At 62.5% G+C, this 23,331-nt stretch carries 20 protein-coding genes and 1 tRNA gene; 14 read left to right on the forward strand and 7 right to left on the reverse strand.

Features of this window, described 5'->3' with window-relative positions; translation table 11 throughout:
• Positions 1 to 59: 59 nt before the first annotated feature.
• The 6 genes from NX773_RS06500 (at position 60) to NX773_RS06525 (ending at position 6,181) form a co-directional block, all read left to right on the forward strand.
• Positions 60 to 938, forward strand: coding sequence for an alpha/beta fold hydrolase (locus tag NX773_RS06500; protein WP_258855508.1), 879 nt, complete (start codon positions 60 to 62; stop codon positions 936 to 938).
• A gap of 24 nt (positions 939 to 962) precedes the next feature.
• Positions 963 to 1,313 (forward strand): RidA family protein, encoded by a 351-nt coding sequence (locus NX773_RS06505; RefSeq protein WP_258855509.1) that lies wholly within the window; start codon positions 963 to 965, stop codon positions 1,311 to 1,313.
• A 7-nt stretch (positions 1,314 to 1,320) separates the two neighbouring features.
• Positions 1,321 to 3,564, forward strand: coding sequence for a RelA/SpoT family protein (locus NX773_RS06510; RefSeq protein ID WP_258855510.1), 2,244 nt, complete (start codon positions 1,321 to 1,323; stop codon positions 3,562 to 3,564).
• Between the two features lie 218 nt (positions 3,565 to 3,782).
• Positions 3,783 to 4,589 carry an MlaE family ABC transporter permease gene (locus NX773_RS06515; RefSeq protein WP_258855511.1) on the forward strand — a complete coding sequence of 269 codons (807 nt, stop codon included), beginning with the start codon at positions 3,783 to 3,785 and terminating at the stop codon, positions 4,587 to 4,589.
• 15 nt (positions 4,590 to 4,604) lie between these two features.
• Positions 4,605 to 5,534 carry an MlaD family protein gene (locus NX773_RS06520; protein WP_258855512.1) on the forward strand — a complete coding sequence of 310 codons (930 nt, stop codon included), beginning with the start codon at positions 4,605 to 4,607 and terminating at the stop codon, positions 5,532 to 5,534.
• A complete protein-coding gene (locus NX773_RS06525) occupies positions 5,531 to 6,181 on the forward strand; it encodes a hypothetical protein (protein ID WP_307728439.1) in 651 nt (216 codons plus the stop codon). The genes NX773_RS06520 and NX773_RS06525 overlap by 4 nt, the downstream gene beginning before the upstream one ends.
• A gap of 28 nt (positions 6,182 to 6,209) precedes the next feature.
• Here NX773_RS06525 and NX773_RS06530 read toward each other — a convergent pair whose 3' ends face one another.
• From NX773_RS06530 to tssK, 5 genes are read right to left on the reverse strand one after another with little or no spacing between them, the layout of a single operon-like run.
• Positions 6,210 to 6,476 carry a PAAR domain-containing protein gene (locus NX773_RS06530; RefSeq protein ID WP_258855513.1) on the reverse strand — a complete coding sequence of 89 codons (267 nt, stop codon included), beginning with the start codon at positions 6,474 to 6,476 and terminating at the stop codon, positions 6,210 to 6,212.
• The gene (locus NX773_RS06535) at positions 6,469 to 7,941 is read right to left on the reverse strand and encodes a T6SS immunity protein Tli4 family protein (RefSeq protein ID WP_258855514.1); all 1,473 of its coding nucleotides are present in this window, start codon (positions 7,939 to 7,941) and stop codon (positions 6,469 to 6,471) included. Before NX773_RS06535 ends, NX773_RS06530 begins: the two co-directional genes overlap by 8 nt.
• Positions 7,935 to 9,686 (reverse strand): esterase/lipase family protein, encoded by a 1,752-nt coding sequence (locus tag NX773_RS06540; RefSeq protein ID WP_258855515.1) that lies wholly within the window; start codon positions 9,684 to 9,686, stop codon positions 7,935 to 7,937. Before NX773_RS06540 ends, NX773_RS06535 begins: the two co-directional genes overlap by 7 nt.
• 35 nt (positions 9,687 to 9,721) lie before the next feature.
• Complete coding sequence (locus tag NX773_RS06545; RefSeq protein WP_258855516.1) at positions 9,722 to 12,472, reverse strand: type VI secretion system Vgr family protein; 2,751 nt, start codon at positions 12,470 to 12,472, stop codon at positions 9,722 to 9,724.
• A 19-nt stretch (positions 12,473 to 12,491) separates the two neighbouring features.
• Positions 12,492 to 13,832, reverse strand: coding sequence for a type VI secretion system baseplate subunit TssK (gene tssK / locus NX773_RS06550; protein WP_258855517.1), 1,341 nt, complete (start codon positions 13,830 to 13,832; stop codon positions 12,492 to 12,494).
• Positions 13,833 to 14,035: 203 nt separating this feature from the next.
• On the opposite strand from tssK, the gene tssE reads away from it, so the two are divergent.
• The 3 genes from tssE to tssG are packed head-to-tail and all read left to right on the forward strand — an operon-like array spanning position 14,036 to position 17,411.
• The gene (gene tssE, locus NX773_RS06555) at positions 14,036 to 14,527 is read left to right on the forward strand and encodes a type VI secretion system baseplate subunit TssE (RefSeq protein ID WP_258855855.1); all 492 of its coding nucleotides are present in this window, start codon (positions 14,036 to 14,038) and stop codon (positions 14,525 to 14,527) included.
• Between the two features lie 2 nt (positions 14,528 to 14,529).
• On the forward strand, positions 14,530 to 16,365 hold the full coding sequence (gene tssF / locus NX773_RS06560) for a type VI secretion system baseplate subunit TssF (protein ID WP_258855518.1): 1,836 nt from the start codon (positions 14,530 to 14,532) through the stop codon (positions 16,363 to 16,365).
• Positions 16,329 to 17,411, forward strand: a complete 1,083-nt coding sequence (tssG, locus tag NX773_RS06565; RefSeq protein WP_258855519.1) for a type VI secretion system baseplate subunit TssG — start codon at positions 16,329 to 16,331, stop codon at positions 17,409 to 17,411. The genes tssF and tssG overlap by 37 nt, the downstream gene beginning before the upstream one ends.
• Positions 17,412 to 17,433: 22 nt before the next feature.
• On the opposite strand, the gene NX773_RS06570 is transcribed toward tssG, so the two are convergent.
• Together NX773_RS06570 and NX773_RS06575 are read right to left on the reverse strand one after the other, a co-directional pair.
• Positions 17,434 to 18,393, reverse strand: a complete 960-nt coding sequence (locus tag NX773_RS06570) for an NAD(P)/FAD-dependent oxidoreductase (RefSeq protein WP_258855520.1) — start codon at positions 18,391 to 18,393, stop codon at positions 17,434 to 17,436.
• 70 nt (positions 18,394 to 18,463) lie between these two features.
• Positions 18,464 to 19,381 carry a cation diffusion facilitator family transporter gene (locus NX773_RS06575; protein WP_258855856.1) on the reverse strand — a complete coding sequence of 306 codons (918 nt, stop codon included), beginning with the start codon at positions 19,379 to 19,381 and terminating at the stop codon, positions 18,464 to 18,466.
• A 140-nt stretch (positions 19,382 to 19,521) separates the two neighbouring features.
• Between NX773_RS06575 and NX773_RS06580 the strand changes: the two genes are divergently transcribed.
• The 5 genes from NX773_RS06580 to rplT all read left to right on the forward strand — a co-directional run bounded on the left by NX773_RS06580 (position 19,522) and on the right by rplT (position 23,318).
• Positions 19,522 to 19,598, forward strand: a tRNA-Val gene (locus NX773_RS06580).
• Positions 19,599 to 19,816: 218 nt separating this feature from the next.
• Positions 19,817 to 21,724: a threonine--tRNA ligase gene (thrS, locus tag NX773_RS06585; RefSeq protein ID WP_258855521.1), complete on the forward strand. Its 1,908-nt coding sequence runs from the start codon at positions 19,817 to 19,819 to the stop codon at positions 21,722 to 21,724.
• A 42-nt stretch (positions 21,725 to 21,766) separates the two neighbouring features.
• The gene (gene infC / locus NX773_RS06590) at positions 21,767 to 22,288 is read left to right on the forward strand and encodes a translation initiation factor IF-3 (RefSeq protein WP_258821424.1); all 522 of its coding nucleotides are present in this window, start codon (positions 21,767 to 21,769) and stop codon (positions 22,286 to 22,288) included.
• 449 nt (positions 22,289 to 22,737) lie between these two features.
• Positions 22,738 to 22,938, forward strand: a complete 201-nt coding sequence (gene rpmI / locus NX773_RS06595) for a 50S ribosomal protein L35 (RefSeq protein ID WP_005667419.1) — start codon at positions 22,738 to 22,740, stop codon at positions 22,936 to 22,938.
• Between the two features lie 20 nt (positions 22,939 to 22,958).
• Entirely contained in the window at positions 22,959 to 23,318 is a 360-nt protein-coding gene (gene rplT / locus NX773_RS06600) for a 50S ribosomal protein L20 (protein WP_078031238.1), read from the forward strand.
• Positions 23,319 to 23,331 lie beyond the last annotated feature (13 nt).

The raw sequence follows: 23,331 nt of genomic DNA on the forward strand, positions 1-23,331 counted from the left end.
GCCCGGTAAAATATCGGGCTGCTAACAGCGCAGGAACAAATTTTGTTATCGGGGAGGCCATGAGCGAAGCTAGGATCAAGAGCGTGCTATGCAGTTCGCCAGCAGGCCTGCACCACATGGCCTACAAGGAGTGGGGCGATGCGGCCAACCCGCGCGTGCTGGTGTGCGTGCACGGCGTCACCCGCGTCGCTGACGACTTTGACCATCTGGCGCGCGCCTTGTGCGGTCAATATCGCGTGGTTTGCCCCGACGTGGTCGGGCGCGGCCGCTCGGACCGCCTGCGCGACCCGCAGTACTACACCGTGGCCCAGTACGTGGCCGACATGGTCACCCTGATCGCCCGTGTTACCGCCGGCAGCCTTGATGAGAGCGTCGATTGGTTCGGCACCTCGATGGGCGGCCTGATGGGCATGATGTTGGCGGCGCTCGAAGGCACGCCGGTGCGCAAGCTGGTGCTCAACGATATTGGCCCGGTGCTCGACCCGGTGGCGCTGGCGCGCATCGGCGAGTACATTGGCCAGGACCTGCGCTTTCCGAGCTTTGCGCACGGCGCCGCCTTCGTGCGCGAGGTGTCCAGTTCGTTCGGCCCGCACAGCGACGAACAGTGGGACAAGCTGGCCGGCGACGTGCTGCGCCAGGCGCCGGACGGCAGCTGGGTGCGCCACTACGACCTGGCGCTGGCCGAGCCATTCAAGGCCATCACCCCCGAGGTTGCCAAGGCCGGCGAAGCGGGACTGTGGGCCGCGTACGACGCGATCCGCTGCCCGACCCTGCTGGTGCGGGGCGAACTGTCTGACCTGCTGTCGCGCGAGACTGCGCAGCAGATGGCCGCGCGCGGCCCCAGGCCGAAGCTGGTCGAGGTTCCCGGGGTTGGCCATGCGCCGACCTTCATGAACGAGGACCAGATCGCCATTGCGCGAGATTTTTTAATTGGCTGAAAAGCCGCTGTACAACGAGAGAATATGGAAATCAAACGACTGCACGTGGGCAAACGCCTGTCCGAAACCGCTATCCACAACGAGACCGTCTACCTGGCCGGCCAGATCGCGGACGACACCACGCAAGGGATCGAAGGCCAGACCCGCGAGGTGCTGGCCAATATCGACCGCCTGCTCAACGAGGCTGGCAGCGACAAGACCTGCATCCTGATGTGCCAGATCTTCATCACCGACATGGCCAATTTCCCGGGCATGAATTCGGTGTGGGACGAATGGGTCGCGCAGGGCCACACGCCGCCGCGCGCCACCGTCGAGGCCAAGCTGGCCAACCCCGCCTGCCTGGTGGAGATTGTCGTCACCGCCGCACTTCGCTGACACGACAATGGTTTCAATCGCCGCGCTGGGCGACGCCACAACCCAACTGGTCCAGGGCTTGCGTCCCGAGGACGAGGCACGCGTGCGCGCCGCGCTCGACTACGCCGTCGACGCGTACGGCGAGCGCCTGGCCACCACCGGCCAGAACGCGTTCGAGTTTTCGCTCGGCGTGGCGGGCACGCTCGCCTATCTGCGCAGCGATGCGGAAAGCCGGATCGCCGGCCTGTTGTTCGAGCTGGCCCTGATGGAACCGAAGGTGGCGGAAGGGCTGGGCGAGCGCTTCGGCCTGGAAGTGGCCGACCTGGTGCTGGGCGTGCACCAGCTGATCCGCCTGCGCGACCTGACGGCTGCCCAGCAGCCGGTGGGGCGCGGCAAGAACGCCCAGCAGCAGGCTGTGGCGCAGGTCGAAACCCTGCGCAAGATGCTGCTGGCGATGGCGTCGGACATGCGCGTGGTGCTGGTGCGCCTGGCTTCGTGCGTGACCTCGCTGCGCTATTTCGCCGAGCAGAAGCGCTTCGACGAGGTGACGCGCACCTACGGGCGCGAGGTGCTCGACCTGTACGCGCCGCTCGCCAACCGCCTGGGTATCTGGCAGCTCAAGTGGGAGCTGGAAGACCTGGCGTTCCGCTTCATCGAGCCCGAGACCTACAAGCGCATCGCCAAGATGCTCGAAGAGAAGCGCATGGCGCGCGAGGGCTTCGTGCAGGGCTCGATCGACCGGCTGGAGCGCGAGCTCAAGGCGGCCGGCATCAAGGCCGAGGTGACCGGGCGGCCCAAGCACATCTATAGCATCTGGAAGAAGATGCGCGGCAAGGAGCTCGATTTCTCCGAGCTGTACGACGTGCGCGCGTTCCGCGTGATCGTGGCCGACGTGAAGACCTGCTACACGGTGCTGAGCATCGTGAACAATATCTGGACCCCGATCCCGAGCGAGTACGACGACTACATCGCGCGGCCCAAGGCGAACGGCTACCAGTCGCTGCACACGGTGGTGACGGCCGAGGACGGACGGCCGCTGGAAGTGCAGATCCGCACCCAGGAGATGCACAACTTCGCCGAGTACGGTATCGCCGCGCACTGGCGCTACAAGGAAGAGGGCGGCTCCAACTTCAAGAGCCAGAAGTACGACGAGAAAATCGCGTGGCTGCGCCAGCTGCTGGCGTGGAAGAACGACGTGGCCGACAACGTGGCCGAGCACGAGGACCAGCAGCGCGAGTGGGTCGAAAAGCTCAAGGCCACCACGCTGGACGACCGCATCTTCGTGCTCACGCCGCAGGCGCGCGTGCTCGAGCTGCCGGTGGGCGCGACGCCGATCGACTTCGCCTACCACCTGCACAGCGAGATCGGCCACCGCTGCCGCGGCGCCAAGATCGATGGCGTGATGGTGCCGCTCAATACGCCGCTCAAGAACGGGCAGACTTGCGAGATCATCACCGCCAAGGGCGCACCCGGCACCGCCGGCCCGTCGCGCGACTGGCTCAGCCCCGGTTACGCGGCCAGCAATCGCACGCGCACCAAGATCCGCGCCTGGTTTCATGCCGCCGACCAGGCCGCGACGCTGGCGCAGGGCCGGGCGCTGGTCGAGAAGTCGCTGCAGCGCGAGGGCAAGACCGCGGTCAACCTGGAAGCGCTGGCGCACAAGCTGGGCTTTGCCAAGCTGGACGACCTGTTCATCGAAGTGGGCAAGGAGAAGTTCAGCCTGCGCCACGTCGAGGCCGCACTGCACGAGCAGCCCGAAGCCGCGCCCGTGGTCGAGGACACGGCGGTCGTCAACAAGAGCCGCTCGTCGAGCGTGGAGCAGGGCGCCAAGTCGGGCGTGCTGGTGGTCGGCACCGAAGGGCTGATGACCGTGCTGGCGCGCTGCTGCAAGCCGGCGCCGCCGGACCCCATCGTCGGCTTTGTCACGCGCGGCAAAGGCGTGTCGATTCACCGCACCAGCTGCAAGAACTTCCAGGAGATGCGCGACAAGAATCCGGAACGCGTGATCCAGACCGAGTGGGGCGAGGCGGGCGTGGACACCGTGTACCCGGTGGACCTGTTTATCATGGCAAACGACCGCCAGGGCCTGCTGCGCGATATCTCGGAGGTGTTCTCGCGCGAGAAGATCAACGTGATCGGGGTGAACACGCAAAGCTCGAAAGGGCAGGCGCGCATGGTCTTCACCGCGGAGATCGGCTCCACCGGGCAGCTGCAAAAGGCGCTCGGGGCGATCGCCGAGGTACAGGGCGTGCGCGAGGCGCGGCGCCAGTAGTGGGGCCGCGGTTCCCCACCCTCTGCCGCCGTCGTTCCGGCGCAAGCCGAACCCATGCTGAGCATCAGGTCACGCGACAACGAAATCGATAACGACCAGCGGCCCGTCGTCCCCTCGCAGGAGGGGGCCCATGGAGCGTGCGCACAGTCACGGTGCGATTCCCGTCCCGATTTCGCTGATTCTCGGCCATTTCGCCTCAAAAAATGTATCATCTGACAATGCGCCGCTTACCCACCCTGACCACCAACCCGCGCCTGCTTGGCGCGCGCATCGGGCGTTACCTGCGCAGCTGGTGGTACATGATCCACCTTGGCGCCGTCGCGCTGGTGATGTCGTTCACGCCCTCGACGTGGAGCCGCGCCAACCGCCTGTCCACCTCGCGCTACATCTACGCCAGCACCTGGCAGGTGCTGCCCTGGTTCACGGTGCTCACCGCGCTGATCGGCCTGGTCGTCATCCGCATCGTGCTCGTCACCGCGCGCAGCTACGGGCTATCCCAATTCGCGCTGGAGATGGTGGTGCGCGTGCTGGTGCTTGAACTGATTCCGCTGTCGGCAGCGATGTTTGCCGCGCTGCGCTCCAGCATGGCATTCGATGCCGCCGCCCTTGGCCTGGCGCGCGCCGGCATGCCAACACAAGTGGCCAGCGAAGAGGCGGTGCGCCAGCTGCGCCGCGACCTGGTGCCGCAGGTGCTTGCCAACGCCTTTTCGGTCCTGAGCCTGGCGATGACCAGCGGGACCATTGTGCTGCTGCTCGCTTACCTGAACGTGTATGGATTGTCGCCGTGGGGCGTGCCGGACTACACGCGCACGGTCGGCCGCATTTTTGACCCGATCGTGAGCATCGGCTTTGCGCTCAAGACCGTCCTGTTCGGCCTTGCCGTGGCGCTGGTGCCGACGGCGGCGATTTTGGAATTGCAGCGCTATCCGCGCCGCCTCGCATCCAACGTGCAGCCCGGCGCGCTGCGGCTGCTGTTCGTGCTGCTGGTGATCGAGGCAGGCTCGCTCGCGATCAAATACATCTGAAAGACCCGATCCATCATGACCGACCACACTCCCGACGAACCAGCCCACGTGGAAGCGAAAGCGGCGATCCTGCTCGTGCTGATGGGCGCGCTGATCGTCACCTTTGTGCTGTACGTGATGTACGCGCGCGGCGTGTTCGAGCCGACCCAGCGCCTGATCCTCGAGACCGACAACTCCGAGGGCGTGGCGCCGGGCATGGATCTGAGCTTCGCCGGCTTTCCGATCGGGCGGGTGACGCAGGTTGAGCTGTCCAAGGACGGCAAGGTGCAGATCCTGATCGATGTGCCACGCAAGGACGCCAAATGGCTGCGCGTGACGAGCGTGTTCACGCTGGAGCGCAGCCTGGTGGGCGAGACACGGCTGCGCGCCTACAGCGGCGTGCTCACCGACCCGCCGCTTCCGCCCAACTCCACGCGCGCGGTGCTGCGCGGCGACGTGAGCGAACAAATCCCGCGCATGGTCGCAAGCGCACGCGAACTACTCGAGAACCTCGTGAATATGACCTCGCCCGGGTCGCACATCGACACCACGCTTGCGAACGTGGATACCGTCACCGGCCGCATGGCAGGGCGCTACGGCATCCTCGGCAGCGCGCTTGGCGGCGATGCGGAGGCCAAGAAGATGCTGCAGACGCTGGACCGCGTGAACGCGCTGATCGCCAAGGCGGACCAGCGCGTGTTCGGCAAAAACGGCGTGATGGACGACACCCAGGGCGCAATCCGCCAGCTCAATGGCGTGCTGATGGACGCGCGCACCACGCTGCAGAAGGTGGACGCGGTGCTGGTCGAGGCGCAGGGCGTTGCGGCCAATGCGCGTACCGCCACGGCTGACTTGGGGCCGTTGCGCGGCGAGGTCGAGGCCAGCCTGCGCAAGGTGAACCGGCTGGTTGACGAGATCAACCGCAAATGGCCCTTCGCACACGAAACGGAGATCAAGCTGCCATGATGAAGATGCGATTTTTGGCTTTGCTGCTGCTGGCCGGTTGTGTCAGCAAACCCGTGCCGCCATCGTGGCAGACCAACGCGCATGATGCGATTGGCGCGTTCACCGATGCTTACTTGTCCGGCGACACCCGTGTGGCCGATGCGGAGTTCGGCCGTGCGCGGCTTGCTGCTTCCAGTACAGGCAGGGCCGACGAGGTGGCCCAGGTCGAACTGGTGCGCTGCGCGGCGCAGGCGGCCAGCCTGGTGTTTGAGGGCTGTCCTGGGTTCGCAGGGGTGTCGGTGGACGCGACTGCTGCGCAAAGCGCCTACGCGGCCTATCTCGATGGGCGTTGGCAGGGGCTGAAGCCCGAGCTGCTGCCGGAACAGCATGCGGCGGTGGTGCGCGGCGGGCAGATCGCGGAGGTCAGGGATCCGCTCGCGCGGCTCGTTGCAGTAGGAGCAGCCTTCAAGGCTCAGCGACTGGCGCCGGGGGATATCAACGTTGCAGTGGACGCCGCATCCGCCCAGGGATGGCGGCGGCCGCTGCTGACGTGGCTTGGTGTTGCGGCCAAGCGCGCAGAAGCGGTGGGCGATACCGCACAGTTGGAGAGGATTCGGCGCAGGATTGAGCTGACATCAGCGGGGCCGGCGCCTGCTGCGCACAAGTGATCGCCACCTGCCGGGGCGTTATCCTCGGCTATTGCGCGCTGAAATTTTTGACGGTCGCCATCAAGGTGGCGCCACAACTCGTCTTATGGCCGTCGTAGGCGACAGCGATTCCGTCAATTGTGTGGGTATGGTCGCCCTCGACAATTGTGCAGTTGTCGTGCCCCGGAATGGGGCAGCTGCAGAGATCGCCAACGCGAGCGACTGCGACACCATCGACCGTAAAATGGTTCGCGGTCACGCTGACGACCTTGCCTCCATGCGACGTGGAGTCGCCCAGACGGATCACATTAGGCATCGCTCCCCCCTTTTTTCGCTGAGTCTTCGTCGTGGTTTCCTTGGGAGGCGGCATTTTGCGCGTCGTTTGAGGCCCTGTCCGTGGCTACGACTTGAGCGAGTGTCGGCGGGGCCTCGCCGTACTCAACCAGCTGCCAAACAGTCGCTCGTCGGTAGCTTGGCCGCTCGCCCCTGAGCTTTTGCCAAATCGAGGGCTCGCCAGCCAGCACCACATGGGGCATTTGTTGTCCGGCCTGGAAGTGCTGGCGTCCGCCACCTTCTTTTCTGCCTGGCTCGCTTGGCTGCCACCAGCCTGTTTGCGGGCACACGCGACCCGTTGCAGCAAGATCGCCGAGTGGGCGGCGCGGTGGCGTGTCAGCTTGGCTGGTCTTTACCGCCGTTCCGCTTGTTGGTCGAACGCGGATTGTGCTGGTGATTTTGTCCCATACCGCGATGGCTTCTTCGTCTGTCAAGCTGGGTTTGATCGCACCCGCCATGTTGTCGCTAACGCCCGTTTGCATACGAACGTCGGCATGAGGTTTTAGGGGATCTGACGGTACACCTCTGAAGTCCATGGCGAAATCATGGATGCCGTACATCTCCGACTGTTCAGGTGTGTGCGACAGGGCTTCAAAGCCGTTGAGCCAGTCATGGATCTGACGCGCACCTCGGCGCAGATACCTGGTTTTTAACAGCGGATGGTCGAGATCCTCTGATTTTTCGCTCCCCTCGAGCCGTTTGAGCTGCCACTCAAGAGAGTCGCTATCTCCATAATGAGGATTCGATGGGTTTAGAAGAATAGATAGATGCGTATCCGGGAACTCCTTCAAGCGGAAGCCGATGCGTATGAGCTCGCCTTGCCCTTCGCCGTTCTTAGCGGAGCTGTCTGGAAGGAAAGCGTTTTCTATGCAGTTTCCAGGCTCCGTCGGAGTCTCATCTTCGGTGCGTAACCTCAAGCGTCTTGCAATGCTATTGATTTCTCCAATGGCCCTCTCCCTATCGTCTTGAAGTGGGCGCGAATTGATAACAATCCCAGCGTCAGCCACCCGAAAGTATCCGTTGATTCTCAGGTCCTTAATTGACATGAAATCTTCGTAGCCGGTGACGATTTTTCCTGGCGGCTCAGTGACCTCATCGGCGGCGATGAGGAGCGGGACGTGGTTGTGGTATATGGCTTTCCCGGCGTTTAGTTCATCGATGAATTTTTGTGCTAGCGTTTTCACGTGTTCTGCGCCGCCAGGATAAACACTTATGCCCAGTGGGATGTCGACCTCGCCCCAGATAACGGTTGTGGAGTCCGGAACGTCGACGAGAAACCGGCCGAAGCAAACCGTTTTTGTTTTTTCAAAGAGCGGTTTCAGTCGCGGCGTGAGCTGTGTCATATTTGGCACCGTCCATTCTTTCGGATTTCGCTCGCAGCCGGCCAGGGATATTGCCGTCGCGGCTACGCAGACAAGGAAAAGGCGTTGTGTTGTGGTCATCAGCATTTATATCTTGCCTCCTGAGCGATGCGGACGATGCTGTATAACGTAGAGGCGACAGCATGAGGATCTTCATAACTTGACTGATGCTCGTAACCGACCTGACGAAAGACACCCTTGAAAATGCCGCTTTTTAACTGGTAATCAGCGGATTTGATAGGGACCGTTTGATCGCCGGGCGCCGCTGGTGCAAGAATAGTGGCCTGTATCGGCTGCGGCAGCTCATCGGTGCGCTCGGACAAGATTTTGCTGTCATGCGAAGAGGGAGGCCTCCCACCAATTTCCAGCGTGCCGTCGCCGGTGTCATTGATGATGCTCCAGTCCTGCCATCCCGCAGGGTCGGTGCAGTTCTCGTTGATACTCCACACAACTTCCCCAAAGCTTCGGTGCTCCCGATCGGCACCGTAATGCGCGTAACTGTTCGGGTGAAAGGTTTGCGCAATGTCCGCGTGGAAACTCTGTACCTTATCAAGATAGTTGCAGGTTCTTTGAAGCGTTCCCCCGCCGCGATCTGGAGGTAGTCTAGAAGGATTTATCCATTCTTCTCGGAACAGCGAAAACCATTTCCCCCGCACTTTGTATATTTCGTTGTACGGATCACCCTGCTTAGGCAGGGTGTCCAGGTCACGTCCACCGTGAGTTATGCGCAGCCATCCATTTCCATAGGACTCGGTCGGTAACAGCTCAAGTCCGCCAGGGGCGTTTGCTAAGACGGCGGTGACTTCTCCCCCCGTATTTCCGGCAACCTTTGCCCCGATACTCGCTTTCATCCCGTGAAGGAGGCCAGGATCCTCGAATCCCGCTCGCATGCGCTTGTAGGCGGCCGGAGCGCCGATTGCAGGCATCACTCCGTGTACCATTCCGAGCACTTTGTCTGGAATGTTGCCGTAGTTCCGGTGGATGAGCGCCCGTCCCACCAACCCGCCCATTGAATGAGTGACCACGATGACTTTATAGCACTCGTAGCCGGACGCGGCGTAGTCGTTGATGAGCTGCTTAATCCGCTCCGCAACAACGCTTGCGCTAACGCCGTTGTGCTGCAGCCAATTGTAGCCAAACGCGTGAACTGGAAACCAGAAACGCGTTGCAATCTCTTTGAGTTCATTTTCAGTTAATGTCTGTTGCTGACGAGATGCGTGAGCTCCCCAGGTTTTCGGGTCGACGCCGATGACATCGTGCCATTCAGCCCGAAGTTCGCCGTCCGTGAAGGTGTTGTTGAGACGTGACTCGAGATGCTGCAGCAATGCGCCATAGCTCCCGTAGAACACTTCGCCCCAGCCGCGGGCCCGAGCTTTCTGTACTGCGTTTCGCCCGTTCGGGGCTGTGGCGGGATCGTCGAGCAACAATGGCGAATGGAAGCCTGGGCCGAACGAAACATTGTTGTTGCGCTTATCTCCACTTATCGCCGAAGGTCCCGACGGATCGTAGATGTCTACTGTTGTTTGAAGCGGATCCAGTCGTAGTTGACGGTCGGCAGGGGTCTCCGTGCTGGCACCATGAACGTTCGTCGGTCCTAAGACATCTGGCCGCCACGCGATGTTATTTTTTCGACGTGTCGCGCTTTGACGTTCTGCACTCATGCGCAAATTCGAACCCATGATCCCCGGCAGAAAAACCACCGGTAAGACGGCCTTAGGGAGAAATCTGGCGGCCTGGACTTTCATGTCCTGCTGCGGCGTGACAAAGCCTTCGGCAATGCGCGCGGAGCTGTTAGTTGGATAAATAGGTAGCGGATATGTCGGCGTACTCATTGGGTTGCTTAGGTCTGATTGAGATAGCGTTGTGACTAGTCGTCGAGTGCCTCGATCCTGTAGCGGCCAAAAGGAATCGTGCTCGTAAAGCGCTCCGTTAGCCCAGAAGCATTCGTGCGGCCCTCGAAAGTACGGCCATCTTCCGTCGTTACCCGATAGCGCTGGTTCTGCAGTGGTTCGTCCGTTCCCGCGCGTAGAAGAATGGTCTGCTGGTCATGTACCTGGCTGCTCTCTGGCAGCGATACGCCGGACGGCACGCCATTTCCGGGTCCAACATGGGAGAACTTCGCTGACTTGATAACGTGTTCGCCACTGCTTTGCTGCATGATCGCGCCGCCGCCAATGTCCACCTGGGCGCCCTTGGCAACGAATCGCACCTTCGGAGCCTGCAGCACAATTTCGTCGTTGGCGGTCAGCACGATCTTTTTCGCGGATGTCAGCTCGATATCGTCGCTATGCGCCTGCATCTCCACTTTCCCGCTGGCCGCGACGAGCTTGATGCCGAGCCGGTGCGCAAACAGGCTGATGCTTTCGCCCGCGCGCGCAAGCAGTCGTCTGCCAACCGACAGCTGCGTATTGCCAATGCTGACCACATCGACATGGGTTTGCGCCCCGATCGCGACATTGTCCTGGCTGGCGATTGCGGCCCCGGCAGGCGCGGACAGTGCAACAACGGGTTGGCCGCCAATGCCTCCGTCGCCGCTTTTGGTATTGCTGCCGGCTTCCCACCGCTTCAGGTAACCGATCAATCGCTTCAGTTCCTTGTCGTCGGTTTCGTCGGCGTAATGGGTCGCCGCCAGTTGGGCCAACTGTTGCTGCACACCTTGCAGCGCTTCGACCAAGCCGAGTAGCTCGGCGCGATCGAGTTGTTTGCCACTGGCGCCTTCGCGGGCAGCGGCGCTGATGAGAACTCCCTGCGCGCCTCGTACCGCAACAGCGTGGTCGCTGCGTAGTTCGGCCCCTTCGCCACGGGGCTCGCCCTGGCCGTCGCGCCGGGGGTGGGTGAGCCAGCCGAGATTCAGTTCACTATGGCCGTGCTCCGAACACAGCTGCGCGTTGATCTGCCCCGGCGTGTCGTCCAGCCGAAGCTGGTTGTAGCGGGTACCTTGTATTTCCTTGCTTTTGATGCCAGCGAGGTATTTGTTTCCAGGCAGCGTTCCGATGTGGCTGAACGAAGGCGGGCGAGCGGTGCCGCCATAGACCCCTGCCACGATGATTGGTTTGTCCGGATCGCCGCCCAGGAAATCGACAATGACTTCATCGCCTACGCGGGGCAGGGTAATCGCACCCCACTGACTGCTGGCCCAGTTACTGGCGACACGCACCCAGGCGGAGTCGCGGTCGCTGTCGCTGGCCCCCGCTCCCTGCGCGTGGCTGTGATCTTCCGGCCGGGTGCCGAGAAAGCGCACCTTGATGCGGCCATATTCGTCGCAATGCACTTCTTCGCCAGCCGGTCCGACCACGATCGCGCTTTGCAGCTGCGGGCGCGGCAAGTCAACGCGGGGATCGAACGCCGGAACGATCGGGATGCCGCGACGAACGCACGCAAAACGGTTGGTGTAGCGCATGCCGCGCTCCTCGCTTGCCAGCTGCAGCTCGTTACCGGAACGCTTGTCATCCCATCTGTTCAGTGCAAACAGCCGCTTGATCTTGTCATCAACGGCTTTGGGCAGGTTGTTTTCCGCATCCACCTCCAGCCGCGTGACGACAAATTGGCGTTCGTCCTCGGGATGGGTATCGATCTCGTGGTGCCCGGAGAGGGCTATCCACTGTCCAACGCACAACGCGCGCACGCTGCCTTCGCCGTAAAAGCACTTGGATTCGTACTCATAACGCTGCATGCGCAATTCGCCCAGTTCCCGGTAATCGTCGCCGTTATCGCCAGCGTGGGGGCCGTCCACCAGATAGTCATCGAGACTGAACGCGAACTGGTTGCCGGTCGTCCCCTGGTCAACAAGAGCGGACGCTTGGCTAGACATGGGCCGGGCATGCATGTAATCCCAGCTTTGGCGGTTCACGCTGCCGGGTTTCAGCGTACGTACCGGACTCCACTTGGTGATGGTGTCTTGTTGCTCGGTGCCGTCATCGCGGTGATAGCGCACAGTGCCGGCGGCATTTTTCGGCAACCTGGATGCATCGTCGAACAGCACCAGTGCATGGCCATGTATGTCTTTGCTTTGTGACTGGCTGGCTTGCCCGGGCCGAATGAACCACGCGATACCCCGCCGTTTCCATAAACGGCAGAGAAAGGCGGCATCGGACTCATTGTGCTGCAGCGTAAAGCCGCGGGCTGGATACGTGCCAGTGACCAAAGACCAATCCACTTCGAAGGATCTGGCCAGCACAGGATTTTTTTGGCGCCACTCGTTCAGGATGACCTCGGCGATGTCGAGCTCATTTTGATTGCGGAAGACGCGGGTATTGGTGCGCAGTTCCATCAGCGCCAACGCATCGCGTACCACCAGCTCGTAGGTCGCAAGGCCCCCATCGCTTTGGCCGGCCGCGGCCTGCGCCACAATGCCACAAACCGCGCGAAGTTCGCCGCGATCCGTCACAAACTGGAGTTCAACAGGCAGGGCGATGAAGTCCTTCAGCGGGAGATCGGCGCGCGGCGACACGCACAGGAGCCGGTATTCCAGTCCGCCGCACAGCCTTTCGTTCCCGGTCACGCGTTTCACCAGCAAGACGTCGTCGAGCGCTTGCCGCTCTTGCGACATGCGCAAACGAATTGGCCGATTCGCTTCGGTAAAAATCCCGTACACCTCGTTCAGCGCTCTGAGGTCCATCCAGATTCCCCTCAACAGATTAAGAAAGGACAGCCAGCAGTTCCAGCTTCAGTTCCTTGATCCCGGACGGCACATAAATCGAGATCGACTGCGCCTGCAGCATGCGCTCGTACATCGGGCCTTTGGTGTCGAGCAGGAAGTAGCTGGTATCTGGCCGAACGGGGACTGCGGCGGGCAACTGCGGCGCATATTGCAGCCGCACGCCGGGCAGGGCGGAGAGTACGCATTTTTCGACGTCATCCGGTGCACCCACCTTGAACCGGCGCGGCACCGCCTCCACCAGTTCCAGTGCCGGCATGTCGGCCGACACGGCAATGTAGAACGCTGTCTTTTCGTCGATCTTTCCCGAGTCGAGCTTGCCCAAGTGGTAGGATGGCCGCGCCTCGGCCAGCACGATCGCGAAGTATTTCGACGAGATCACCGTGTCCAGCAGTTCGCGGATGATCAGGTGCAGCTTGGCGAACGATGCGCCAGCATCGGCGTGCTGGTAGGCCGGCAGATCGGATAGCTGCCAACTCTTCGAGAACGTCATCAGCTCGCCGGCAATGCCAAGCAGCTGCTCAAACAGCCGCTCAGGATGCATCGCCGGGTGGTTGACGTAATGCGTCAGTCGGGCACAGGCGGCGCTCGCCGTATGCAGCAGCCAGAACGAGGACATGTCGCCCGAACGGAATTCGATGACGTTGCGGCTGGGCTCGCGCTGGTGCCCGTACAGCGCGCTGACCTTGGCCTGCAGCGCGTCGAGCAGGCGGCGCAGCTGCAGGAACAGCGGTTGGGCCGCACCAATGGACACGCACGGTGGCACGAAGGCGTCGTCGAGCTCGAACCCGCCGGACGCAGCGCGCCGCAGCCGGAGCAACGGAAAGCAAGTGTAGGAATCGCGCGGTTCGAATTCGGATACCAGCCGTATGGCACGCTTGAGGTAAGCCAGGTGGATGGAAGCGGCTTGCGTGTACAGGTCCGGCGTTTCCTCGCTTGCCTGCACAAAGCGCATCGCGTTCGATGGTTGCCCCGGCTGGGCGAAATTTCCGCTGAACGGCTTCAGCCCGGGCAGGGCGGCATAGAAGGTGACAGTTTGATGTTGCGGCGGCAGCAGTGCGAGGTCCACCGCCTCGGGCAGGTCGTCCGCCTCGGGTGCTTCGACCAGCTCGCCGTCCTGGAAGCGCAACGACAGCTGGAGCACGCGGAGCACGTTGCTGGCAAGCGCATCGCGATCCACCTTCAAGTGCTCGACGCCCCAAGCATATGGATTGACCGTGCTGATGCTCTTGTGCAGGCGGTGCTCGTGATAGCGGTCCTGGCGCTGGAAGTGCTGGGGCCGCAACAACAGGCCCTCGCCCCAGAGTACTTTGCAGGTCATTTCGCCGGCCCTCCTGTCTTGTTTTAACTAGTTGTTGATCGAGCGTCAGATTCGAACCATAACGTTTCCACCGTGCCTTTTGCACACCAACAATGGCCATTGTTGCGGTCGGTCAAAGTGAGTGTGCACCCCGGCTGGACTGCCTGTTTTTTTTCCTACGGCTGTGCAAAGATGCGAGCTTGAGTCCGCGACGAGAGGTGCCGATGAAGGGGTACACGCCTGGATTGTTCGACCGCCTGCTGGGAGTGCCGGTCCGTGGCGCCGGCGGCGCCAGCGTGTCGCGCCTGTCAGCCGAAGACCTGAAGGAAACCGTCGCGCGCGATCTCGAGGCCTTGCTGAACACGCGCTCGGCACTGCCGGAAGAGTTGCTCAAAGGCTACCCGGAGTGCAGCGATTCGATCATCACGTATGGCCTGACGGATTTCGCCGATCGTTCCTTGTCGAGCCCGTCTGATCGTGCCTACATCTGCAGCTGCATCGAGCAGGCCATCGCCCGTCACGAGCCGCGGCTACGCAAGGTCCGAGCCTTGCTCGAAGTGCGCGAGGAGTCGGTGAACAGGCTCACCTTTTCCATCTCCGCCATGCTGGTGGCCAGGGCGTCGGAAGAGCCAGTCCAGTTCGACGCCGTGCTGCACCCGTCGACCCTGCATTACAGCATCACCAGGGCGGCCCGCGTGGCCGCAGAGGGAGCCTGAGCGTGGAGCAACTGCTACCGTACTACGAGCGGGAACTGGGCTACCTGCGCCACGATCTGCGCGAGTTTGCGGAACGCTATCCCAAGATCGCGGGGCGCCTCCTGATCAGTGGCGAGGTCTGCGAAGACCCGCATATCGAACGCATGATCGAGTCGTTCGGGCTGCTCAACGCGCGCATCGCAAAGCGGCTCGACGACGATTATCCCGAATTCACCGAGGCGCTGTTCGAGGTGCTCTATCCGCACTACCTGAGGCCGTTCCCCTCGTGCTCGATCGCGCGCATGGAGCGCGATCCGGCCAGCAAGCAGGCGACGGCCGGCGTCATTCCACGCGGCACACAACTGAATACGCTGGCGGTCCGTGGCACGGCCTGCATCTTCCGCACCGTGTATCCGGTCACGGTGGCGCCGCTCGCACTGACCGATGCATCATTCGCGCCGATCATCGACACGCCCGAAGCGATCCAGGCGCCGGCCGGGGCAACTTCGAGCGTGAGCCTGACCATCGCGTGCACTGAACAGCTCACCCTGTCACAACTGGGCATGCCGCGGGTCCGGGTGTTCATCGACGGCGAGCCCTCGTTCTGCGCGGCCTTGCGCGACGCGCTCTTCATGCGTGCCGTGGCGGCTTACGCCGAGGCCGACGGTTGCGGACGCTGGGTACAATTGTCCGCAATCCCGGTGCGGGGCGCGGGCTTTGACGACGATGAGTCGCTGATCGACTTTCCCGCGCGTTCGCACGCCGCGTATCGGCTGCTGGCCGAGTATTTCTGCTTTCCCGAAAAGTTCAATTTTTTCGACATCGACCTGGCCGCGCTCACCGCGACGATGCCACCTGGCGCTCGCAGGATGACCCTGCACCTGGCGCTCTCGGGCATGCGCGCCGATTCGAACACCGCCCGTATCTTGGGCTCACTCTCGAGCAACAACCTCCTGCTGAACTGCACGCCTGTGGTGAACCTGTTCCGGCGGTGTGGCGAGCCTATCCGGCTGACGCACGCCACCGCGAGCTATCCGGTGCTGGGCGACGCGCGCCGCGCCTTTGCCTTCGAGGTCTATTCGATCGATTCCGTGAACCTGGTGCGCCAGACGCTGCAAGGCGAAACGGTGGTGCAGTTCTCGCCGTTTTATTCACTCAAGCACGGGCAAACGCCGGAACAACATGGGCATTACTGGGCGATGCGGCGCGACGATGTGATGGCCGAGAAAAGTCCGGGTCACGAAACACAGATCTCGATCGTCGATATCGACTTCGATCCTGCCGAAGTGGAAACGCAAACCCTCAACGTCGAGCTTACCTGCACCAATCGCGACCTGCCGACAGCGCTTGCGTACGGCCAGCCTGGCGGGGACCTGTTCCTCGACGGATTCGGCCTCAAGCGTATCAGCTTCCTGCGCAAGCCCACCGCTTCCTGCCGCTTCGAGCGCGGCCGCGGTGCGCACTGGCGCCTGATCTCGCACCTGGCGTTGAACCACCTGTCGCTCAGCGACGGTGGGGCGGACGCCTTGCGCGAGATGCTGTCGATGTATGACCTGCCCCGTTCTCCGTGGTCGCAGCGCCAGATCGGGGGCATCGTGGCCGTGTCGCAGCAGCCTGTTACGGCCTGGTTGCCCGGAAACCCGTTTGCCTGCCTGGTGCGCGGAGTGCAAGTGCGCCTGACGATCGAGGAGGAGGCGTTTGTCGGCAGCGGCATCTACGCTTTTGCCCAGGTGATCGAGCGCTTTCTGGCGCTGTATGTGCACGCCAACAGCTTTACCCAACTGATCCTCGTATCCGCCAAAAGCGGGGAAGAATTATTGAAATGTGCGCCACGCAGCGGCGATTTGAACCTGCTGTAATCGAACGGCTGTTCACCGAGCCGTACCGCTTCGACTATTTCCAGGCGGTGCGCCTGCTCGAGTTGTGGCTGCGACGCCGCGGCTTGCCCGACCGTGACCTGGTGCCGCGCTTTTTGCGCTTCAAGAACTCAACCTCCCTCAGTTTTCCGGCCAGCCAGCTCGAGGCGATCGAGACCGAGCCGCGCGGCCTGGGGCGCGGCCCTGGCTCGCTGGACGCGGCCGTGCGGGCGCGCACGCTGCGGTACGTGCGCATCACGCCCGCCTTCATGGGATTGTTGAGCGGGAATGGCGCCTTACCGGTCCATTACACCGAGCGCATCGCCGAGCACGAGGTGTACCAGCGCGAAGACGGGCCGCGCGTCTTTTTGGATGTGTTTTCGAACCGGTCGCTGGCGATGTTTTACGAGGCTTGGCGCAAGTACCGGCTCCCGTTCAAGTACCAGCTGACGGGGAAGGACGAGTTCCTGCCATTGCTGCTTGCGCTGGCCGGGCTGGGCCATGAGGCGCTGCGCAAGCGCCTTGCCGGGCCCGAGGATGGCACGGTGCGCGACGAAACGCTCGCCTGCTTTGCCGCGGCCATCCGACACCGGCCCACGTCGGCATCGCAATTGGCTCGCGTGCTGTCCGAGTACTTTGGCAAGCCGGTGCAGGCCGAGCAGTTTATCGGCAGTTGGTACGAGGTGCCACTGGCGCAGCAGACCGTGCTCGGCAGCATGGATGCGGTGCTCGGCGCGGGCGCGATGGCGGGCGCGCGCGTCTGGCAGCGCCATTTGCGCCTGCGCCTGGTGGTTGGCCCGCTCGACGCCGCCGGCTTCAGCGCGTTTCTTCCCGGCGGGCAGGCCGCGCGCGCGCTGCGTAGCCTGCTCGCGTTGTTCACCGGCGTCTCGCTCGAATACGAGATCGAGCTGGTGTTGCGCGCTCCAGATGTTCGGCCCGTGTCGCTCGCCGATGGCAGCCTGGGGCGTCTCGGCTGGGATGCGTTCATGGTGTCCGGCCCACAGGTTGGCGACCGTAACGACGTCAGCTATCTGATGCACGCCGTGTAGACGGGCCGTAGCGGCAACAGCGCTAGGCAAGGTCCGCAGGTGCGCGCCGGAAGGTCCGCGGCAGGCGGTTGTGGATGCGCGTTGCCGCCACCGCCGCCTGGCCGGCCGCCACCGCGATCTGGTTGAGCCCGCACACCACGTCGCCTATCGCATACAGGCCCGGCACGGTGGTGCACTGGTGCTCGTCCACGACCAGCTCCGCGCAGTCGCTGGTTTGCGCACCGAGCGACACTGCCAGTTCCGAACGCGCCACCTCGCCCAGCATCGGGTAGAACACCTCGGCCAGGTACTCGGCGCCGTCCTGCGTGTGCAGCACCGGTTTCATGTCCCCGCTCATGGTCACCCCCAGCAGTGGCGAATCGACGTAGCGCACGCCGGCTTCCTTCAGCCGATCGCGATCGTGCGCGTCCAGCAGCAGTTCCGGGCCGCGCTCGAACAGGGTCACGTCATGGCTGAAGGTGCGCATGAACAGCGCGTGGCCGACCGGGTTCTTTTCGGCCGTTGCCACCGCAATCTTCTTGTCCAGCACGTCGTAGCCGTCGCACACCGGGCACAGGCGCACCGCGCCGGCGGCCACGGCCTCGCGCCAGTTTTCGATGGGCAATCCGGCATCGGCAATCCCGGTGGCGATAAGCACGGTGCGCGCCTTGAGCTGATGCTCGGCGCCGTCTTCGTCGTGGTACTCGGCGGTGAACAGATCGTCAGCGCGCCCCAGGGCCATGATCTCGCCGCGCATCACGCGTCCGCCGTAGTGTTCGAGCTGGCGTTCGAGGTTTTCCAGCAACTGCCCGCCGTTCACGCCCATCGGAAAGCCGGGATAGTTGTGCGACACGGGAATCAGCCGCAACCGGCTGCGGCCCTTGTCCACCAGCGCGATGTTGCGGGTGAAGCGGCGCAGGTAGATGCCGGCGGTCAGGCCACCGGGGCCGCCGCCAACGATGAGCGTGTCGAACACATGCGATGCTGGGATGAGCGGGGTCATTGCCCGATTATCCGGAAAAGCGGCCGGCAAGGCGTATCGGCATTTGCCGCGCCGCCGGGTCAGAACGCGCTTACAGGTGAGCGTGGGCCTCGGGCTGCAAGGTCACGTGCTCGATGCCGTGCTTGGCATGCAGCATCTGCCGCACCGCCTGCAGCACGGTGGGCCACTGGGCAAGGTCGCGGATCTCGAGGTGGCCGATCAGTGCAGGGTGCCCGGGAGACATGTCCCACACGTGCAGATCGTGCACGGACAGCACGCCGGGCACCTTGGCCAGGTCCTCGCCCACCTCCAGGTAGTCGATATGGTGCGGCACGCCTTCCATCAGGAAGTGATACGACTCGTGCAGGATGCTATAGGTGGACTTGAGGATCAGCATCGACACGAAGATCGACAGCAGCGGGTCGATGCGCACCCAGCCGGTGAAATAGATCACGGCGCCGGCCGCAATCGCGGCCACCGAACCGAGCAGGTCGCCCAGCACGTTCACCAGCGCGGCGCGGGTGTTGATGTTCTGCTCGTCGCGCGAGAGCACCCACGCGACCATGATGTTGATGGCCGCGCCGATGGCCGCCACCACCAGCACCGTGCCGCCCTTGACCGGCTCGGGCGTTGCCAGCCGCTGCACCGCTTCGTAAATGATCCAGCCCACCAGGGCCAGCATGGCAAGGCTGTTGACGAAGGCCGCCAGCGCCTCCGCGCGTACGAAGCCGAACGAGTGGCGTGCCGACGGCGGCCGCTTGGCGATGATCTGGGCCAGCAAGGCCAGGCCGAGCGCGGCCGCGTCCGTGACCATATGGCCGGCATCGGAAATGAGCGCAAGCGAATTGGACAGGAAACCCGCGGCCACCTCGATCACTGCGTACAGCAGCGTCAGGCCGAGCGCGAGCGCCATGGCGGTCTGGCTGCGCGCCTCGATGAAGTGGGCATGGCGCGCATCGCCGTCCAGGTGGGCGTGCAGGTGTGCAGAGGAGGTCGCTTGTTCGGGCATCGCGGGCATGATGGTTTTCGCAACCGGGAAGTGTACTGGAAATCGCGTGGCCGCGTCCTGGCCACCATTTTTCATTCGTTTAACTTTTTGCAGTGCAACGCTTGCGCAAGCAGGGAGGTGTCCTTATAATGGCGGCTCACGGGCGGTTAGTTCAGCTGGTTAGAATACTTGGTCGACATCCAAGGGGTCGCAGATTCGAATTCTGCACCGCCCACCAGAACACTCAAGTAAGAGCGAGAAAGGCACCGACGGTTATGACACCGCGAACTACCATGTTGTTGTGGGAGAATCGCTAGACGCGGTATCGGTGTTCTTTTGCTCAACACTCTGAAGAAAACGCGCCTGGTGCGCGTTTTTTTTCGTCTTTTTGTTTCCAGTCTTTCGAATCGAAGTCTTTAACCGGCGCCCGTAACAGCGCCACATGGAGAGATCACTATGCTTAACGTTCGACTTCCCGATGGTTCCGTCCGACAGTTCGACGGTCCCGTGACCGTGGCCCAGGTGGCGGCGAACATCGGCACGGGCCTGGCCAAGGCTGCGCTCGCCGGCAAGGTCGACGGCAAAGTGGTCGATACCTCGCACCTGATCGACAAGGATTCCGACGTCGCGATCATCACCGACAAGGATCCGGAAGGCCTGGACGTGATCCGCCACTCGACCGCCCACCTGCTGGCCTACGCCGTCAAGGAGCTGTTCCCGGACGCGCAGGTAACCATCGGCCCGGTGATCGAGAACGGCTTCTACTACGATTTCTCGTACAAGCGCCCGTTCACCCCGGAAGACCTGCGGGCGATCGAGAAGAAGATGACCGAGCTGGCCAAGAAGGACGAGCCGGTGACCCGCTCGGTGCTGCCGCGCGACGAGGCGGTCAAGTACTTCAAGTCGATCGGCGAGGACTACAAGGCCGAGATCATCGCCTCGATCCCGGCGAATGAGGACGTATCGCTGTACAACGAAGGCAAGTTCACCGACCTGTGCCGCGGTCCGCACGTGCCGTCCACCGGCAAGCTGAAGGTATTCAAGCTGATGAAGCTGGCCGGCGCCTACTGGCGCGGCGACTCGAACAACGAGATGCTGCAGCGTATCTACGGCACCGCCTGGGCGAAAAAGGAAGAGCAGGAGCAGTACCTGCACATGCTGGAGGAGGCCGAGAAGCGCGACCACCGCAAGCTGGGCAAGCAGCTGGACCTGTTCCACTTCCAGGAAGAAGCCCCGGGCCTGATCTTCTGGCACCCGAAGGGCTGGACGGTGTGGCAGCAGGTCGAGCAGTACATGCGCAACAAATACCAGGTCAACGGCTACAACGAAGTGAAGGCGCCGCAGATCCTGGACGTGACCCTGTGGCAGAAGACCGGCCACTGGGACAACTACCGCGAGAACATGTTCACCACCGAGTCGGAGAACCGCTCGTACGCGCTCAAGCCGATGAACTGCCCGGGCCATGTGCAAATTTACAACGCCGGCCTGCGCTCCTACCGCGACCTGCCGCTGCGCTACGGCGAGTTCGGCCAGTGCCACCGCAACGAGTCCTCGGGCGCGCTGCACGGGCTGATGCGCGTGCGCGGCTTCACCCAGGACGACGGCCACATCTTCTGCACCGAAGACCAGATCGCAGGCGAAGTGACCGCCTTCCACGCCCAGGCGATGCAGGTGTACGACGACTTCGGTTTTGCCAACATCGATGTCAAGATCGCGCTGCGCCCGGATAACCGCATCGGCTCGGACGAAGTCTGGGACCAGGCCGAGGAAGCGCTGCGTTCGGCGCTGCGTTCGTGCGGCGTGTCGTGGACCGAGCTGCCGGGCGAGGGCGCATTCTACGGCCCCAAGATCGAATACCACCTGAAGGATAGCCTGGGCCGTCCGTGGCAGGTCGGCACGATGCAGGTGGACTTCTCGATGCCGGGGCGCCTGGGCGCCGAGTATGTGGCAGAAGACAACACCCGCAAGGTGCCGGTCATGCTGCACCGCGCAATTGTCGGCTCGATGGAACGCTTCATCGGCATCCTGATCGAAAACCATGCCGGCGCGCTGCCGCTGTGGCTGGCGCCGGTGCAAGTGGCGGTGCTGAACATCTCCGACGCGCAGGCCGAATATGCACAGCAGGTCGCCGCTACCTTGCGCAAATCGGGGTTCCGCGTTCACGCTGATTTGCGGAACGAGAAGATTACTTATAAAATACGAGAGCATTCCGTCCAAAAACTGCCGTACATCCTGGTGATTGGCGACAAGGAACGGGATGCCAACACTGTGGCCGTACGTGCGCGTGGCAATGTCGATCTGGGCGTGATGCCGGTCGACGCACTGTTGGAGCGCCTCCAGGGCGAGGTCCAATCCAAGGCATAATAGGCACCGGCCGTCCCTACCTTAACATTCAAAGGAAACAACATAGCTACTGACAAGCAGCATCGCATCAATGGCGAAATCAACCACCCGGAAATGCGTTTGAACGGGGTGGACAACGAGCCGCTGGGCATTGTGAGCCTGGCTGAGGCGTTTCGTCTGGCTGAAGAAGCGAACGTGGACCTGGTGGAGATCGCCCCCAACGCGAACCCGCCGGTGTGCCGCCTGATGGATTACGGCAAGTTCAAGTATTCGGAACAGAAGAAGGCGCACGAGGCCAAGCTGAAGCAGAAGGTCATCCAGGTCAAGGAAGTCAAATTCCGTCCTGGCACCGACGAAGGCGACTACAGCATCAAGCTGCGCAACCTGATCAAGTTCCTGGAAGAAGGGGACAAGACCAAGATTACGCTGCGCTTCCGTGGCCGCGAGATGGCGCACCAGGACATCGGTATGCGCATGCTCGAACGCCTGCGTGGCGACCTGGAGCCGTATGGTCAGGTCGAACAGTTTCCCAAGCTCGAAGGCCGCCAGATGATCATGGTGGTTGCGCCGAAGAAGAAGAAGTAAGCTTCGCGACAGTACACCAGGGCCGGGCCCGGGTTGCAGGCATTGCCTGACACCCGGCCCGGCCTTGTATTTTTCGGCATCCGGCTTGGCGGCGGCCAGCGATCTGTCACGCCGCTCCTGCCCGTCGTCCCCGCGCAGGCGGGGACCCATAGACCGTATGCCGGTTCGCGCCTGACGCCGCAGGTCGGTATCCTCAGCATGGGTCCCCGCCTGCGCGGGGACGACGGTCTGGGTGCAGTAGTGCTGCTTGCCGAGTCACAATACCGGTATCCAGGCTGACCATTTTGTGCTAGAATCCTTGGTTCCTGTTTTTCGAAACAGGTTGTAGTGGCCCGGCGGCTCCCGCTGCGCGCCGCTGCAAGACAAGTGAAAGCAGGCATCCAAGCGCAGCAAGGGCTGCCACCTGCAATCCTGTCCGACATGGAGCTGCCTGAGAGGGCAGAACACTCATGCCAAAAATGAAGACCAAAAGCTCGGCGAAAAAGCGTTTTCGCGTGCGTCCGGGTGGTACCGTCAAATCGGGTATGGCGTTCAAGCGTCACATCCTGACCAAGAAGACCACCAAAAACAAGCGCCAACTGCGTGGCACCCGCAACATCAATGCGTCGGACGTGACGAGCGTCTACCGCATGATGCCGTCGGCCGTCTAATCTCACACTAAGGAGCGAATATGCCTCGAGTAAAACGTGGGGTTACTGCACGTGCCCGTCACAAGAAGGTTCTTGAGCTTGCAAAAGGCTACCGTGGCCGCCGCAGCAAGGTATTCCGTATTGCCAAGCAAGCAGTCATGCGCGCTGGTCAGTACGCCTACCGCGACCGCCGCAACAAGAAGCGCGTCTTCCGCGCCCTGTGGATCACCCGTATCAACGCGGCTTCGCGTTCGCACGGCATGACCTACAGCGCGTTCATGAACGGCCTGAAAAAGTCCGCGATTGAACTGGACCGTAAAGTGCTGGCCGACATGGCCGTGCACGACAAGCCGGCTTTCGCCGCGATTGTCAACACGGTCAAAGCAAAGCTCGCTGCCTAAGCGATCTGCGCAA

The organism is Massilia solisilvae (genome assembly GCF_024753215.1).
GTDB classification, from domain to species: Bacteria; Pseudomonadota; Gammaproteobacteria; order Burkholderiales; family Burkholderiaceae_D; genus Telluria; species Telluria solisilvae.